The following is a 15,633-nucleotide window of genomic DNA, read 5'->3' on the forward strand; positions in this document are numbered from 1 at the left end:
GAGCAACTCAGGCGCGGGGTCGTTGTGTCCGCTCATCGGGCCAAGAGCTCCGCAATCCGTCCTAGGCCCCGCTCCAGCCGGACCGGTACCTCTTCGCCGTTTTGAGGCACCTCCGCCGGGCCGGGACCGGCGTGCGCGAGGGCGCTGACGCCCTTCTCGGCCTGTTCTTCCGGGAGCTCAGAGACGTAGGTGAATGTGGCGTCCGGCGTGCGGTAGATGGCCCGGAACGGGGGTTGCCTGTTGACCCAGAGCGTGCCGGCCGCCGCGGCGGCGGGCCCCACCCCGGCGGCCACGAAGCCATCCGCGGCGGCCTGGTGGCCGGTGAGGACGTTGACCGGCGCTGCGGGGTCCGGCTGCCCTGCCCCGCCTGCGCCGCCGGTCCTGGGTCCTGCTGCGGCATGCTGCTCCAGGACGGTGGCAAAGTGCGCGCCGTCGGTGAGGCGGAGCTCCAGGACCTGCGAGCCGAAGGCGACACCGCCGCGGGCCCAGACGAGATGGTAGCCGAGCTCCCGCAGTTCCGGGCAGGCCCAGCCTCTGCCGCGCAGCGCGGAGAGCTGCCCGGCGCTCAGCGCATCGGGGGGCACGACATTGGGCTCACCACTGAGCGACCACGCCGCCCCGGCCACGGTTTCGAAGGACAGCGCCGGGACGCTGAGCTGCCCGGGGAAGGCCGAGCTGAAGGCGCCGTCGGCGGACGGTGCGGCCTGGCTGCCCAGGGCGTAGGTGGCGCCGCCCATCAGGACCGTAGCCGCGGCCATGCCGGCGGCAATCCGGAGGGCGAGCAGCAGCGGCCTCGCCCGGGCCGGCCACGGGGGCAGCCCCTGCTGAGGGACGGTGCGGTGCGGCAAGGTCTGCTGCGACGGGGCCGTGTCCCGTTCCTGGCCGGGCGCGGTTCCAGACGGCGTGTGCTCCTCCCCGACGGCAAGCTCGTGCGTGCGTGCCAGCAAGCGGGCGGTCAGGTCCTCGCTGGCGACGGGCACGGCTGCGCCGCGCAGCCGCTCGAGGTATTGCTGTTCGCGCTGCGCGCGGGTGCGGCACGCTGCGCACCGTTCAAGGTGCTCTCGACGTCGTGCCAGGGCGCGGTCGTTGAGCGGCGCCGCACCGAGCCGGACGCTGCCCGGTGTGCGGGCGAGGAACCGGCACTGAAGGCCACCCACGAAGTGTTTCAGCTGCCCCATTGCCTGTTCAGAGCAGGCCGGCGATGCGTGGCATCTTCAGCCGCGGCTTCAGCGGCTGCTTCGCGGCCGCCGGCCTCGGGTCGCGGTGGGCGAGCTTCTCGCGCAGCATCGTCCGGCCTCGGTGGATCCGGGACCTGACTGTGCCGAGTTTGACGTCCAGCGCCGCGGCCACCTCGTCATAGGACAGGCCCTCAAGGTCGCAAAGGACCACGGCGGCGCGGAAGTCCGGCGGCAGCTCCTCGAGTGCGGCCTGCACGTCGAGGTCGAGGTTGTTGAATTCAAAGCTTTGTTCGGGTCCGGGTTCGCGGCCCGGGATGCGGGACTCGGCGTCCTCGGCCAGGGCGTCGAAGCGGATCCGGCTCTTGCGCCGGGCCTGGTCGAGGAAGAGGTTGGTGGTGATGCGGTGCAACCAGCCGTCTAGGGTGCCCGGTTTGAAGTTCTCCAGCGAGCGGAACACCCGGACAAAGACTTCCTGGGTGAGATCCTCGGCGTCGAACTTGTTGCCGGTGAGCCGGTACGCCAAGCGGTACACCTTGGCGGAGTGGTTGGTGACCACTTCTTCCCACGTCGGCCTGACCCACTCGGCCTCGGCCGCGGGTTGCGACTCGTCATTTACAGGGACAGCTGCCCTACCCGACATTGTCCACTCCCCTCGCGGATGGTCCCTACGCCCGGATGGGCTTGCGGCTGCAAGCTCCGTCACCCTTGATTCGACGCCGATCACCTCGCGGATGAGCGGATCACCATCATTTCAAAATTAGCTGAGAATTTCCTGACGCCGGCGTGTCTTCCGCCCACGGCGGAACGCGGCACCGAGCCGCGGCACCGGGCCGCAGCACGTGAAGGGGGCACTGAACACAGTACGCTGTATGGGACACTCCCCTCCTGCCCGGAAAGCGATACCCAATGAGCGCCGACAAGTCCACGAGCTGGTCCTACGCAGAAGATCTGCCTGCCGAGGATGAGGTTTTGTTGCACGCTCGCGAACGGTCCTTCGAACTGGGCGTCACTCCGATCGGTCCCGGCGTCGGTGCTGTCCTAACGGTCCTCGCCGCAGCCTCCAAGGCGCAGACGGCGGTGGAAATCGGCACCGGCGCGGGCGTCTCCGGCGTCTGCATCCTGCGGGGGCTCGGCCCGCAGGCGGTCCTGACGACGATCGACGTCGACGTCGAGCACCTCCGTGCCGCCCGGGAGTCCTTCCACGAGGCCGGCAGCCCGGCCAACCGCACCCGCACCATCTCCGGGCGTGCCGGCGATGTGCTGCCGCGGCTGACCGACGGCGCCTACGACCTGGTGTTCATCGACGCTGACAAGCCCAATTACCCGAGGTACGTGGAGCAGGCCATCCGGCTGCTCAAGTCCGGCGGCCTGCTGATCGTCAACGACGCCCTGGACAAGGACCGGGTCTCCAACCCGGCGGCGCGGGAGGCAACCACCGTGGTACTGCGGCAGATCGGGAAGTCCATCCGCGACGACGACCGCCTCGCCTCCGCCATGCTTCCCACCGGCGACGGTCTGCTGGTGGCGGTCAAGAAATAGAATCAGCCCGGCAAGAAGCATCCCGGACTCACGCAAAAGGAGGCCCGCCGCCTACCGGCAACGGGCCCCTTCATGTGACAGCAAAAGTTATTCAGTAACGCCGACCAAGCATTCCTTGAGGTTTGTCGCTTCTGCAGCGTTGAGTTCGACCACAAGCCGCCCTCCGCCTTCGAGCGGGACGCGCATGATCAGGCTGCGGCCCTCTTTGGTCACTTCCATAGGGCCGTCGCCGGTGCGTGGTTTCATAGCCGCCATGAGGAATATCCCCTCCAGTAGTCCCGTGACTTACCAGCCCGGCCGGGCTGTGTCCGCTTGGTCACACATGCGTCCCGACGACCGTGATGGCGGCCGCCGTGGCTCAACACTCAGTTTTCCGTTGCTTACGGTCCATTATCCCGTAATTACGCGCTTGTAGCTAATCGTTGGACTTTTCCCACGCCGGCGGGAATGCGGCACCACCGGCCCGCAAAGGTGTCGGGCATCACGGCGGGTAGTCGCCGCCGCCGGGCAGTTGGGCCCACGCCCACAGCCACACCACCCAGACCACCTGAAGCAGCAGAAACATCACAACAACCGTCCCTCGGTAGGCGCGGGAGCGCGAAACCAGGGCCGCGCTGAGTGCCAGCGGAAACAGCGGCAGCAGCATCCGGAAGGTGCTGGTCTGTGGGTGCAGGAAGACCAGCAGGTAGCCCATGTAGCAAACGCACCATAGCCTGAGCTCGGCGCCCAGCGCCACCACCGGCCGGGACCGCATCAAAAGGACGAAGGCGCCCACGAAGACGAACGGCGCGAAGAGCCCAAGGACCGGCCCGAAGAGCAAGATGCCGGTGTCGAACCACGGTTTGAAGGGCACCAGGTCGTGGCCCCGCCAGACAGTTTCGGTCTTGGTGTAGGCCTGGATGTCGCCCGTGACGGCCCAGGCGATTCCGGGCCAAAGCAGCGCGGCGAGCCCGCTGACCGCGGTCAGCCCGGCCAGCGACCACAGCTCGCGACGGCTGTGTTGTCCCGTGTCGGCGGCCGCGGGTTCCACCTCGCCCGGCGCGGGATGCTCCGCACCCGGGACGGGACCCTGCGCACCCGCGGCGGCGGCCAAGGAGCGGCCGCGGATCAGGACCAGGAGGTGCGGATAGGCGCGGTAGATGAACAGCAGTCCGACCGTGGCGGCGAAGGGCACACCGGTGGGTCGCGACAGGCACATCAGGAGCACCACCGGCATGGCCCACAGGTAACGCCGGCCCACCACGAGCAGCAGCGCCGCGGCTAGCAGCAGCAGGTTCAGCGATTCGGCGTACGGCACCTGCAGGACGGGCGAAACCGGGAACGTGGACACGAACACCGCGCCCCACAGCGCCGTGCGGTGCGACGCGCGCCACCGGAACACCCGATAGATGACCAGGGCGGCCGCCAAGCCGGAGAGCATCGCAATGGCCGTCAGCGCGGCGGCGGGGGCCATCCCGGTCAGCGCGGCCAGGGAACGGCCCAGCAGCGGGAAGAGCGGGTAGAACGCCCAGGCGTTCTCCTGGACGTTGCCCGCGTTGTCGAGCGGCAGCGCGGCGGGATAGCCGTGGCCGAGGACTTCGGCGTACCAGCGGGCGTCCCAGATGTTGATGAAGTTCCAGTAGTCCGGCTTCGGCGGAAACCACGGATTCACGCCTTGCTGCAGGGCGGCGGCCATGAAGATACAGGCGCTGATCAGACGGGCGGCGAGGTACAGGCTGCCGAGCTGCAGCCACCAGGGCCAGCGGGCGGTGCGGGCACCGGCGGCAACGATCCGGCTCCGAACGGCCAGGGTCCGGCCGTCCTGGGCCGTTCCGTTCACGGGGCCGGGTCCGGGGCCGGCTTGCGTTCCGGCAGCGGCTGACCCGGACGCGGCTTGTTCAGCTCAGTCCGCAGGGCGGCGATCTCGCCGTCTTTCCGGACAATCTGGTCCCGCAACTCGTCGAGAACCTGGTCCACCTGGTCCATCCGGTAGCCGCGGACGCCGACCGCGAAGCGGATCCGGTCGACGTCGGCGGGTTTGGCATCAGCGGGGAGCAGGACGGCCGGCAGTGAAGCCACCGGCTCGTCGAAACCGTCCTCGAAGGGCTGTTCGGCGGTGCGGCGGCGGAAAATCCGCGGCGCCAGGTCGGTGCCGACGAGAATGGCGACGGCGGCCAGCACGATCGCCACGAAGACCAGGAAGAAACTCACAGCTCCATCGTGCCAGACCCGGCCGGACGCGCCGTTCAGGCCCGCGGGCTGCTGTCGGCGGCGCCGCTCCCCGTGCTGCCGTTCGCACTGGTCCCGCTTCCAGTCGGATTGCGGTGCCGGGCGGCGCCTTCGACTATCAGCTCCACGGCGAGCGCCGGGTCGTCAACGACCTGCACCAGGTCGAGGTCCTCCTCCGCCATCATGCCCTCGCCAACCAGGGTGGACAGGAGCCACTCCAGCAACGGGTTCCAGAAGGCAGTGCCGATCAGCACGATCGGGAAGGACGTCACCTTCCGGGTCTGGACCAGGACCATGGCCTCGAAGAGCTCATCGAGGGTGCCGAGCCCGCCCGGCAGCACGATGAATCCCTGCGCGTACTTCACGAACATGGTCTTCCGCGCGAAGAAGTAGCGGAAGTTGATGCCCAGATCCACCCACTGGTTCATGCCCTGCTCGAACGGCAGTTCAATCCCGAGCCCCACCGAGACCCCGTTGCCCTGTACCGCACCCTTGTTGGCGCCCTCCATCGATCCCGGCCCGCCGCCGGTGATGACCGCCAGGCCTGCTTCGGCCAGGCTTCGCCCGACGTCGACGGCCAGTTCGTAGTTGAGGCTGCCCGGCTGGGTCCGGGCGGAACCGAACACGCTGACCGCGGGTCCCAGGTCGGCGAGCGCGCCGAAGCCTTCCACGAATTCGCTTTGGATCCTGAGCACCCGCCAGGGGTCGGTGTGTACAAACTGGCCGGGGCCCTTGGTGTCCAGCAGCGTCCGGTCCGACATCGTCACCTTCGCCGCCTTGCGCCGCAGCTCCAGAGGCCCCTTATGCCGGATGCCGTTGGCTGGCGGGACATCCCGACGGCCGGGGCCTGCGGTTCCCGCGGGGTTCTGCTCTGGAGTGGGCTGTGGTTCGGTACTCATTCCCATAGGCTAGCGCGGATTTTCCGGTCCGACGCCGCTGCGCCTCGGCCCGGATTCCGGCGGAGCAGGACGCTGGCCTGCGGATATCTCTTGGGTCACGATGTGGACCAACTCCGAGTGATTGGCGTCATACTCGGCTAATGTTCGCTAGATTCTTCCTATGACTACTCAAGTGCCCGGCGATGCCCTCGTCTCCCTGAATGCCGTGAACAAGCATTACGGCCAGCTGCACGTCCTCAAGGACATCAATCTGAACGTCCGCAAGGGAGAGGTCGTCGTTGTCATCGGCCCCTCGGGCTCCGGCAAGTCAACGCTCTGCCGTGCCATCAACCGGTTGGAAACCATCGACGACGGCGTGATCAAGATCGACGGCAAGGAGCTGCCCGCCGAGGGCAAGGAACTGGCCAAGCTGCGCGCCGACGTCGGGATGGTGTTCCAGTCCTTCAACCTGTTCGCGCACAAAACGATCCTCGAAAACGTCACGCTTGGGCCCATCAAAGTCAAGGGCGTGGCCAAGGCTGCGGCTGACAAGGAAGCAATGGCGCTGCTGGAACGGGTCGGCGTCGGGGTCCAGGCGCCTAAATTGCCGGCGCAGCTTTCCGGCGGCCAGCAGCAGCGCGTCGCGATTGCCCGCGCCCTGGCCATGAAACCGAAGGTGATGCTCTTCGATGAGCCCACCTCCGCTTTGGATCCGGAAATGATCAATGAGGTCCTTGACGTTATGGTCCAGCTGGCCAAGGAGGGCATGACCATGATCGTGGTCACGCACGAGATGGGCTTCGCCCGCAAGGCGGCCGACCGGGTGGTCTTCATGGCCGACGGGCAGATCGTCGAGGACGCCAGCCCCGAGGAATTCTTCACCAACCCCAAGAGCAGCCGCGCCAAGGACTTCCTGTCGAAGCTGCTGACGCACTGATCCACTCCTCTTCTACCCTCACTCCTGAACTTCCGCAGAGTTCGCACCCAGGGCGCCGTGAGGCGGCCGACCCTATGAAAGGTATCTGATGAAGAATTTCTTTACCCGAAAGAAGCCGATGCTCGTCGCAGCAACTGCGGCGCTGGCACTTTCCCTCAGCGCGTGTGGCGGAAGTGGCGGCGGGGCTAGCCCGTCCAGCACGGATCAGGCGCCCTACAAGGTCGCCGACAACGTCTCGATTTCCGGCAGCCCGACGTTTGACGCCATCAAGTCCAGCGGCAAAGTTCGGATCGGCGTCAAGCAGGACCAGCCCGGACTTGGTTTCAAGGACGCGGCTACCGGCGAATACACCGGTTTCGACATCGAAATCGCCAAGTGGATCGCGGCTTCCCTCGGCATCAGCAAGGACAAGATCGAGTTCAAGCCGATCCCCTCCGCCAACCGCGAGTCGGCGATCACCAACGGAGACATCGACTACTACGTCGGCACCTACTCCATCACCGACAAGCGCAAGCAGCTGATCGACTTCGCCGGCCCGTACTTCGTTACCGGGCAGGGCCTGCTGGTGAAGAAGGACAACTCGACCATCAACAGCGAGAAGGACCTGTCCGGCAAGAACGTTTGCTCGGCGACCGGTTCCACGCCGATCCAGAACATCAAGGCCAATTTTCCGGGCACCAAGACCACCGAGTTCGATACTTACTCGCAGTGCGTCGAGGCTCTGAAGAGCGGACAGGTCGACGCCGTCACCACCGACCAGGCCATCCTGCTCGGTTACGCCGCCCAGGAGCCTGACAGCCTGAAGGTGGTAGGCCAGCCGTTCACCGTTGAGAAGTACGGCGTCGGCCTCAAGAAGGGCGACACCGCGCTGCGTCAGTTCATCAACAAGACGTTCACCGACGGCGGCACCGTCTGGCAGAAGCTCTACGACCAGACGCTGGGCCAGTCGGGCACCAAGGTCCAGCAGCCCGCAGTAGAGAACTACTAAACCAACGTTCGGGGGGCGGCCAGGCGGCCGCCCCCCGAGCACTTGCCGAAAGCGACGATTCTGTGAATACGCTGCTGAACAATTCGGACCTCTTCGTCACGGGGTTCCGGAACACGCTCATCCTCTTCTTTTTCTCCGCGATCTTTGCCCTCATCCTCGGCACCGTCGTCGCGACCCTTCGCGTCTCACCCGTCCCGGCCATGCGGGCCGCCGCTACGCTGTACATCAACGTGGTCCGCAACACCCCGCTGACCCTGGTGCTCTTCTTCTTTGCCCTCGGCTACCCCAAACTCGGGCTGGTCCCCATAGATTTCATGACGGCGGCCATCGTCGGCCTCAGCCTCTACACCGCGACCTACGTTGCCGAGTCCGTCCGGTCCGGCATTAACACGGTCCCGGTGGGCCAGGCCGAGGCAGCCCGCGCCATCGGGCTGCCGTTTACCCAGACCCTGACCCTCGTGATCCTGCCGCAGGCCTTCCGCGCCGTGATACCGCCAATGTTCAGCGTGTTCATCGCGTTGCTCAAGAACACGACAGTTGCTGCGGGTTTCTCCGTTTTCGAGGCCGGAGCGATCCGGGCAAACCTCTCCGAGCGCGGCGAACCGGCGTTGACCGGCCTCCTGTGGATCGCGCTGGTGTTCATCATCCTTGTATTCATCCTTTCCGCCCTGCAGCGAAAGCTTGAACAGAAGTGGAAGGTCGCCCGATGAGTTCAGTCCTCTTCGACGCCCCCGGTCCCAAGGCCCGCTCGCGGTACCGGATCTTCGGCGTCTTTACGGCCCTCGTGATCCTGCTGATCATCGGCTTCGTCGTGCTGCGCTTCGCCGAAAGCGGCCAGTTCGAAGCCAAGAAATGGCAGCTGTTCACTTTCCCGCTGGTGCAACAGACCATCGCCCAGTCAGTCGGGGCCACGCTGGCCGCATTCGGCACCGCGGCCGTCCTCAGCCTGATCCTGGGTGTTTTCCTAGCATTCGGCCGCCTCTCGGACCGCCGGTGGATAAGTCTTCCCTGCTATGGCTTCACGGAGCTCTTCCGGGCAGTGCCGCTGCTGATCCTCATGATGATCTTCTACTACGGCCTGCCCACCGTAGGCGTGCAGGGAATCACGCCGTTCACCGCCGTCGTCGCGGGGCTGGTGCTCTATAACGGCTCCGTCCTGGCCGAGGTTTTCCGGGCCGGCATTGAGTCCCTGCCGCGCGGACAAAGCGAGGCCGGCTACGCGATCGGGCTGCCCAAGAGCGCCGTCATGACCAGCATCCTACTTCCGCAGGCCATCCGCTCCATGCTCCCGGTGATCATCTCCCAGCTGGTGGTGATCCTCAAGGACACCGCGCTCGGGTTCATCGTGACTTACAACGAGATCCTCTTCCAGGCGAAGTACTTCGGCAGTCAGATCCAGTACGGTTCCCCGATCATCCCGGCGGCCATCGTCGCGGGTGTCCTGTACGTCGGGATGTGCCTGATCCTGGCCGCGATCGCCAAGTGGCTTGAGAAGAGGCTTTCACGTCAGCCGGGCGTAGTGGTTATGCCAGTCACTGCCGCCGACAAGGGCGTCTAGCCCCGTCAGCAGCAGATACCCTGCGCAACGAAGAAGGTCCGGAACCCAAGGGGTTCCGGACCTTCTTCGTTCCAGCTGACTCAGGAGGGCTGGACGCCCAGCCAGCTCCGTAACGCCCGCAGGCACTCGCGGACCGCTTCGGCGTCGACGTGTTCATCGTCCGTGTGCGCCAGCAGCGCGTCTCCCGGCCCGAAATTAACGGCGGGTACCCCCAGTTCGCTGAATCGTGCGACGTCGGTCCAGCCGTACTTGGGCTTCGGCTCGGCCCCGACGGCCGCCACGAAGGACGCGGCGGCGGGGTGGTTCAGTCCGGGGCGGGCACCGGACGCACCGTCGGTGCGGACCAGTTCGAAGCCGGCCAGCAGCTCGCGCACGTGCTCCTCGGCCTGGTCCAGGGTCTTATCCGGCGCGAAACGGTAGTTGATCTCGACGACGCAGCGGTCCGGGATGACGTTGCCCGCGGTCCCGCCGTTGATCCGCACGGCGTTGAGGCTCTCGCGGTAGTCCAGGCCGTCCACGCTCACGGTTTGCGGCTCGTAGGCTGCCAGCCTGGCCAGGATCGGCGCCGCGGCGTGGATGGCGTTGCTGCCCATCCAGGCCCGCGCCGAGTGGGCCGCCTGGCCCCGGGTGGCCGCCTCGAACCGGATGGTGCCGTTGCAGCCGCCCTCGACGGTCCCGGCCGTGGGCTCCAGCAGGATGGCGAAGTCGCCCCCGAGCAGGGATCCGTGGTTCCGGACCAGCCGGCCGAGGCCGCTCTTGACTCCCTCTACTTCCTCATGGTCGTAGAAGACGAAGGTGACGTCCTTGTCCGGTTCCGCACCGCCGTCGAACAGGCCGGCCGCCAGCGCGAGCTGCACGGCGACGCCGCCCTTCATGTCGGTGGCGCCGCGGCCGTACAAGAGGCCCTCCCCCGGCGCCCCGGAGGGCCAGTACGACGGAACGGTGCCCAGCGAACCCTCGGTGCCCGGCAGCGGGACGGTGTCAAGATGGCCGGCGAGGATGACCCGTTCGGGCCGGCCGAGGCTGGTGCGGCCGATCAGTGCATCGCCGTCGCGGGTCAGCTCCAGTTGCGGTACGGAGCGGAGGGCATGCTCCACGGCATCGGCGAGCCGGCGTTCCGCCCCCGAGACGCTGAAAATGTCGATGATGTCCGCGGTCAGCAGGGCGACGTCGCGGCGCAGGTCAAGGCGGGCGGGTACAGCGGGGGCTGGGTGTTCAGTCACCGTTCCACTGTATAGTGCCGCCCGTTCCGGCCCGCCGAAATGCCAGCGGGCTGTCACGGGTTTCGGGGAGCGCGGGGGCCGTCTATAGACTTGGGGGCATGACTGAAACCGCTTCTGCTGCTGTGCCCGACGACGCCCGCTCCGCCTACGGCTACGGGGTGGCGACCATCGTCACCCGCAACGGCGATGCCACCGTGCTGGACGTCTGGTTCCCGGCGCCGGCTCTCGGAACCGCGGCGGAAAGCCTGCGCGATGTCGGCAACGCGGACCAGGCACTCCTCGACATCGCCGCCCACGGCGACGACGCCGAACGGGGCACCGAGCAGAAAGTGGTCTTCGTCCAGATCCACCTCGACGAGGCCCCCGCCGACACCGCCGACGCGTACCTGCGCCTGCACCTGCTCTCGCACCGCCTCGTTCGACCGAACACCATCAACCTGGACGGCATCTTCGGCAAGCTCCCCAACGTCGTGTGGACCAACTTCGGCCCCGCCGCCGTCGAGGACTTTGAACTGACCCGCGCGCAACTGCGCAAGCGCGGCGCGGTGACGGTCTACGGCGTGGACAAGTTCCCGCGGATGGTCGACTACGTCATCCCCTCCGGCGTCCGGATCGCCGACGCCGACCGGGTCCGTCTCGGCGCGCACCTCGCCGAAGGCACCACCGTGATGCACGAAGGCTTCGTGAACTTCAACGCCGGCACGCTCGGCGCCTCCATGGTCGAGGGCCGGATCTCCGCCGGCGTGGTGGCCGGCGACGGCTCCGACGTCGGCGGCGGCGCCTCCATCATGGGGACCCTCTCCGGCGGCGGAAAGGAGACCATCTCCCTGGGCGAACGGGTCCTGCTGGGCGCCAACTCCGGGGTGGGCATCAGCATCGGCGACGACTCCGTCGTCGAGGCCGGACTCTACGTCACGGCCGGCACCCGGGTCCGCGTGGTCGGCCCGAAAGACGCCGACGGCGAGGACACCAGCCGGATCGTCAAGGCGCTGGAACTCTCCGGCATCGCCAACCTGCTGTTCCGCCGCAACTCCACCAGCGGCGAGGTGGAGGTACTCCCCCGCCAGGGGCAGACGGTTGAGCTCAACGAGGCTCTGCACGCCAACTAGGCATGGGCCGGAAACCGACCGACCCAAGGATTGAAGGGCCCCGCGGGGCCCGAGGAAGTAGTTAAGTGGCACGCAGAGGGGGCTGGCGCCGACGCGTTGTGCTGCTGCTCGCCCTGGCCCTGGTGGCGGGCGCGATCTACACGGCCGTGGGATTCCTGCAGCGCTCGGAGACCCTGATCACGGAGCGCTGCACCGCCACGGGCGCCGGTGGCGAAGACCTCGCCACGGACCAGGCCGCGAACGCCGCGCTCATCAGCGCCATCGCGGTCCGGCGCGGCCTGCCCGCACGCGCGGCAAGTATCGCCTTGGCCACGTCCATGCAGGAATCAAAGCTGCGCAACATCGGCCACGGCGACCAGGCCGGCCCCGATTCCCGCGGGCTGTTCCAACAGCGCCCCTCGCAGGGCTGGGGCACCGAGCAGGAAGTGATGGACCCATACCACGCCACCAACGCCTTCTACAATGCGCTCGTTAAGGTCCCCGGCTTCGAGTCGCTTCCCATCACCGAGGCCGCCCAGCAGGTCCAGCGGTCGGCATATCCGGGCGCGTACGCGCAACACGAGGCGATGGCCCGGGCGTTCGCCTCGGCCTTGACCGGCCACACTGCGCAAGGCCTCGATTGCTCGCTGCGCAAGCCGGACGCGGCCGGCGACGCGAACCTCGTGCAGCAGCGCGTGGCGGCGGACTTCGGCGCCATCCCGGCATCGGCGGCGGGCAGGACGGTAACGGTTTCGGCCGAGGACACCCAAGCCTGGGCTGTGGCGCAGTGGGCGGTGGCCAATGCCAAGGCGCTGTCCATCACCGAAGTCCGGGTGGACGGCCAAGGCTGGACCCGGCTCTCCAACAACGGCTGGCAAGCCGCCGACGCGCCGGCCGGGCAGGTCACCATCACGGTGGCCGCGGACCCGAAGCAGTAGCCGTCCACTTCGGCTCCGGGCCGGCTCAGACCAGCAGTTCGACGACCGGCCGGACGTAACTGCGGAACAGCTCCGGCTCGGACAGCAGCGCGGAGCTCATGATGATCTTGTCCGGCTCCAGGTACCAGGCCCGCGGCTCGGCAAGGGGAAGCTCGATGATGGTCAGCACGAAGTCATTCGCTGCCCGGCCGACTTCGAGCAGCCGGTCGTCCACCATGTCGGCGAGGAGCTGGGTGGCACCGCCGGCGTCACGTTCGGCCTCGAGGGCCAGGTACTCGCCCCGGCGCTCCCGCGCCCAGCTGAGCGCGGCACCGAAGTGGGCCTGCAGCACGCGGCGGAGAGCCGGCGAATTGCCGAAGGCGCGGAAACCCGGAGGCCCGAGCTCCGGTTCCATGGCCGGGTGCGCTTTCAGGAGCTGGTCCCACCACGCCTCCCACTCGGTCTTCAGGGCGCCCATGCCGCCGACCTCATCGATGAGGTGCGCATGGTCGCAGGGACGGACCTTCGGGGCCGCGTGGCTGAGTGCCGGATGGCCCACGGCCTCCAAGCCGGCCGCGTCGCGAACATACAGTGCAATGAGCATCGGACCTGACGTGTCCATGGTGATCCGCCAGCCGGGTCCGCCCGTATGATGCATCCGATTGCCTCCCTTGGCAAGACGTCCTTTCCCAGTCTATTCCTGAAGCCGGTGCAGGTTAAGGTGCAGGTTAGTGGGTGGCGGGCGCGCCGGTCCGGCTCCCGAGGCCGGCGAGGCTGGCCAGATGGGCCTCGAGCACATCGTGGCACATTTGCGMCGTCATCCATTCGGGCTGCAGCAGCGCGTGCATGGTCAGTCCGTCCAGGGTTGCCAGGAGCCTCTCCGCCTCGGTCACCAGCTGCTGCTGGTCGGACCCGTCCAGTCCGGCGGCGGTCCCGCCCGCGGCGTCGGCTCCTCCCGCGGCGTCGGCTCCTCCCGCGGCGCCGCCGGCCAGCTCCATCATCAGCCGGCCGACGACGGCGGCCACGGTACGGTGGCTGCGGTCAGCCTCCGGGACCAGGAACGGCCGGGTCCGGGCCGCGTTCTTGAAGGCCATCCAGACGCAGGCATCGACGGCCCGCTCCTCGTCCAACGGCAGCAGTTCCCCCAACAGGGTTAACACGCTGCGGCGGTGCTCCGCGGAACCCGGAGCAGCCCCGGCCAGACGCACTTCGGCGGCCTCGAGCCGGCCGGTGATCCGGTCCACCACAACGCCAAAGGAGTGGGTGAGGAGTTCCTCGCTGCTGGCAAAGTAGTGCCGCACGGAACCCACGGCCAGCCCGGCCTCATCCGCGACTTCTCGCAACGAGGCCCGTTCGAGCCCGTCTGCAGCCACGATCCGGAACACGGCATCGACAACATCCTGGCGCCGCAAAGCAGCGTCGACAAATTTGGGCATTGCTCCTTTTTAGCACGGATGTGTCCCCAACCGTCCGCCCCGCGCCGGCCACAGGAGCAACTCCGGCCCCACACGCCCTTCCGGCCCGCTACCGCCGCAACAAACGACGCCGGCCGCGCACCTCATGCTCAAGGTGCGCGGCCGGCGTCGTGGGTCCAGTCTAAGTCTGGGTCCGATCTAGTCTGGGTCCCGATTTGGTCCGGGTCCGATTAGACGGCGGGGTAGTTCCGTTCCGGCTCTCCCGTGTAGAGCTGGCGCGGGCGGCCGATCTTGGTGCTCGGGTCGCTGATCATTTCACGCCACTGGGCGATCCAGCCCGGCAGGCGGCCGATCGCGAACAGCACGGTGAACATCTTCTCCGGGAAGCCCATCGCCTTGTAAATCAGGCCGGTGTAGAAGTCCACGTTGGGGTAGAGCTTCCGCTGGATGAAGTAGTCATCCTGCAGGGCCTTTTCTTCCAGGCGGAGCGCGATTTCCAGCAGTTCGTCGTTGCCGYCGAGCTTGCCGAGGATCTCGTGGGCCGTGGCCTTGACGATCTTGGCGCGCGGGTCGTAGTTCTTGTAGACGCGGTGCCCGAAGCCCATCAGGCGGACGCCGTCTTCCTTGTTCTTAACCTTCTCCATGTAGTCCTCGGGCTTGATGCCGTCCGCCTGGATCTGGCGGAGCATCTTGAGCACGGCCTCGTTGGCGCCGCCGTGGGCGGGGCCGAAGAGGGCGTTGATGCCTGCCGATACGGAGGCGAAGAGGTTGGCGTTGGAGGAGCCGACCAGCCGGACCGTGGAGGTGGAGCAGTTCTGCTCGTGGTCCGCGTGCAGGATCAGCAGCAGGTCCAGGGCCTTGGCCACCACCGGGTCCACCTCGTACTGCTCGGCCGGGAGACCGAAGCTCAGGCGCAGGAAGTTCTCCACGAGGTTGTGTGAGTTGTCCGGGTACAGCATGGGCTGGCCGACGGACTTCTTCAGGGCGTACGCGGCGATCACCGGCATCTTGGCCAGCAGCCGGTACGTGGAAACTTCAACGTGCTCGGGGTTGAACGGGTCCAGCGAGTCCTGGTAGAACGTGGACAGTGCGGACACCGCCGAGGAGAGCACCGGCATCGGGTGGGCGTCCCGCGGGAAGCCGCTGAAGAAGCCCTTGAGCTCCTCGTGCAGCAAGGTGTGGTGGCGGATCCGCTGGTCGAAAGCCTCCAGTTCGGCCGGCGTCGGCAGGTTGCCGTAAATCAGCAGGTAGGACACCTCCAGGAAGCTGGAGTGCTGGGCGAGCTGCTCGATCGGGTAGCCCCGGTAGCGCAGGATGCCGGCGTCGCCGTCGATGTAGGTGATGGCCGAGGTGGTGGCCGCGGTGTTCATGAAACCGGGGTCGAAGGCAACGGCGCCGGTCTGCTTCAGCAGCTTGGAAACGTCGTAGCCTTCGTTTCCTTCAACAACCTTGATGCGGGGGAGCTCGAGCTCGCCGCCGTCAAAACGCAGGGTTGCGCTGGTGGTCTCAGTCATGGATTCTCCTCATGGGACGTCGGGGCCCCTGTTGAAAGCTTGATCCAACATCTGGTGAAGCTGCCCGCGGAACCTGTATCTGGACGGATTCCAACGGCTGCGCTGCCTTCTTGTGGAAAGCCACCATTGATAGTCAGTTAAAAACTACCGGCAGTTCGCGGGTGGCACTAATCCGGGGCGCCTTGAAGGC

General features: G+C 67.1%; 17 protein-coding genes. 7 read left to right on the forward strand and 10 right to left on the reverse strand.

The window, feature by feature from the left end; genetic code table 11:
- Nucleotides 1–32: 32 nt before the first annotated feature.
- Nucleotides 33–1,178 carry a hypothetical protein gene (locus tag AC1DGI_RS06095; protein WP_476898123.1) on the reverse strand — a complete coding sequence of 382 codons (1,146 nt, stop codon included), beginning with the start codon at nucleotides 1,176–1,178 and terminating at the stop codon, nucleotides 33–35.
- Between the two features lie 7 nt (nucleotides 1,179–1,185).
- Entirely contained in the window at nucleotides 1,186–1,818 is a 633-nt protein-coding gene (sigE, locus tag AC1DGI_RS06100; protein ID WP_441402448.1) for an RNA polymerase sigma factor SigE, read from the reverse strand.
- 266 nt (nucleotides 1,819–2,084) lie between these two features.
- Here sigE and AC1DGI_RS06105 point away from each other — a divergent pair, with 266 nt between their 5' ends.
- Nucleotides 2,085–2,717, forward strand: a complete 633-nt coding sequence (locus tag AC1DGI_RS06105) for an O-methyltransferase (RefSeq protein ID WP_441402447.1) — start codon at nucleotides 2,085–2,087, stop codon at nucleotides 2,715–2,717.
- Between the two features lie 87 nt (nucleotides 2,718–2,804).
- On the opposite strand, the gene AC1DGI_RS06110 is transcribed toward AC1DGI_RS06105, so the two are convergent.
- The 4 genes from AC1DGI_RS06110 to AC1DGI_RS06125 form a co-directional block, all read right to left on the reverse strand.
- On the reverse strand, nucleotides 2,805–2,972 hold the full coding sequence (locus tag AC1DGI_RS06110) for a DUF3117 domain-containing protein (RefSeq protein WP_079550332.1): 168 nt from the start codon (nucleotides 2,970–2,972) through the stop codon (nucleotides 2,805–2,807).
- A gap of 226 nt (nucleotides 2,973–3,198) precedes the next feature.
- Nucleotides 3,199–4,536, reverse strand: coding sequence for a hypothetical protein (locus tag AC1DGI_RS06115; RefSeq protein WP_476898124.1), 1,338 nt, complete (start codon nucleotides 4,534–4,536; stop codon nucleotides 3,199–3,201).
- A complete protein-coding gene (locus AC1DGI_RS06120) occupies nucleotides 4,533–4,907 on the reverse strand; it encodes a DivIVA domain-containing protein (RefSeq protein WP_441402301.1) in 375 nt (124 codons plus the stop codon). Before AC1DGI_RS06120 ends, AC1DGI_RS06115 begins: the two co-directional genes overlap by 4 nt.
- Nucleotides 4,908–4,942: 35 nt before the next feature.
- Nucleotides 4,943–5,830 (reverse strand): LOG family protein, encoded by an 888-nt coding sequence (locus tag AC1DGI_RS06125; protein WP_476898125.1) that lies wholly within the window; start codon nucleotides 5,828–5,830, stop codon nucleotides 4,943–4,945.
- Nucleotides 5,831–5,984: 154 nt separating this feature from the next.
- Between AC1DGI_RS06125 and AC1DGI_RS06130 the strand changes: the two genes are divergently transcribed.
- The 4 genes from AC1DGI_RS06130 to AC1DGI_RS06145 all read left to right on the forward strand — a co-directional run bounded on the left by AC1DGI_RS06130 (nucleotide 5,985) and on the right by AC1DGI_RS06145 (nucleotide 9,286).
- A complete protein-coding gene (locus AC1DGI_RS06130; protein ID WP_441402303.1) occupies nucleotides 5,985–6,740 on the forward strand; it encodes an amino acid ABC transporter ATP-binding protein in 756 nt (251 codons plus the stop codon).
- 88 nt (nucleotides 6,741–6,828) lie between these two features.
- Complete coding sequence (locus AC1DGI_RS06135) at nucleotides 6,829–7,728, forward strand: glutamate ABC transporter substrate-binding protein (protein ID WP_441402304.1); 900 nt, start codon at nucleotides 6,829–6,831, stop codon at nucleotides 7,726–7,728.
- A 62-nt stretch (nucleotides 7,729–7,790) separates the two neighbouring features.
- Complete coding sequence (locus AC1DGI_RS06140) at nucleotides 7,791–8,438, forward strand: amino acid ABC transporter permease (RefSeq protein ID WP_441402305.1); 648 nt, start codon at nucleotides 7,791–7,793, stop codon at nucleotides 8,436–8,438.
- On the forward strand, nucleotides 8,435–9,286 hold the full coding sequence (locus AC1DGI_RS06145) for an amino acid ABC transporter permease (protein ID WP_441402306.1): 852 nt from the start codon (nucleotides 8,435–8,437) through the stop codon (nucleotides 9,284–9,286). The genes AC1DGI_RS06140 and AC1DGI_RS06145 overlap by 4 nt, the downstream gene beginning before the upstream one ends.
- 80 nt (nucleotides 9,287–9,366) lie before the next feature.
- Here the strand turns inward: AC1DGI_RS06145 and dapE are convergent, their stop codons facing one another.
- Nucleotides 9,367–10,509 (reverse strand): succinyl-diaminopimelate desuccinylase, encoded by a 1,143-nt coding sequence (gene dapE, locus AC1DGI_RS06150; RefSeq protein WP_476898126.1) that lies wholly within the window; start codon nucleotides 10,507–10,509, stop codon nucleotides 9,367–9,369.
- 98 nt (nucleotides 10,510–10,607) lie between these two features.
- Between dapE and dapD the strand changes: the two genes are divergently transcribed.
- Nucleotides 10,608–11,618, forward strand: coding sequence for a 2,3,4,5-tetrahydropyridine-2,6-dicarboxylate N-succinyltransferase (gene dapD, locus AC1DGI_RS06155; RefSeq protein ID WP_476898127.1), 1,011 nt, complete (start codon nucleotides 10,608–10,610; stop codon nucleotides 11,616–11,618).
- Between the two features lie 65 nt (nucleotides 11,619–11,683).
- Complete coding sequence (locus AC1DGI_RS06160) at nucleotides 11,684–12,535, forward strand: hypothetical protein (protein WP_476898128.1); 852 nt, start codon at nucleotides 11,684–11,686, stop codon at nucleotides 12,533–12,535.
- 25 nt (nucleotides 12,536–12,560) lie between these two features.
- Here the strand turns inward: AC1DGI_RS06160 and AC1DGI_RS06165 are convergent, their stop codons facing one another.
- The 3 genes from AC1DGI_RS06165 to AC1DGI_RS06175 form a co-directional block, all read right to left on the reverse strand.
- Nucleotides 12,561–13,172 (reverse strand): hypothetical protein, encoded by a 612-nt coding sequence (locus tag AC1DGI_RS06165; RefSeq protein ID WP_476898129.1) that lies wholly within the window; start codon nucleotides 13,170–13,172, stop codon nucleotides 12,561–12,563.
- Between the two features lie 70 nt (nucleotides 13,173–13,242).
- Nucleotides 13,243–13,950, reverse strand: coding sequence for a TetR/AcrR family transcriptional regulator (locus tag AC1DGI_RS06170; protein ID WP_476898130.1), 708 nt, complete (start codon nucleotides 13,948–13,950; stop codon nucleotides 13,243–13,245).
- A gap of 209 nt (nucleotides 13,951–14,159) precedes the next feature.
- Entirely contained in the window at nucleotides 14,160–15,443 is a 1,284-nt protein-coding gene (locus AC1DGI_RS06175) for a citrate synthase (RefSeq protein ID WP_476898131.1), read from the reverse strand.
- Between the last annotated feature and the right edge of the window lie 190 nt (nucleotides 15,444–15,633).

This window comes from Arthrobacter sp. 05N428_2 (assembly GCF_056397065.1).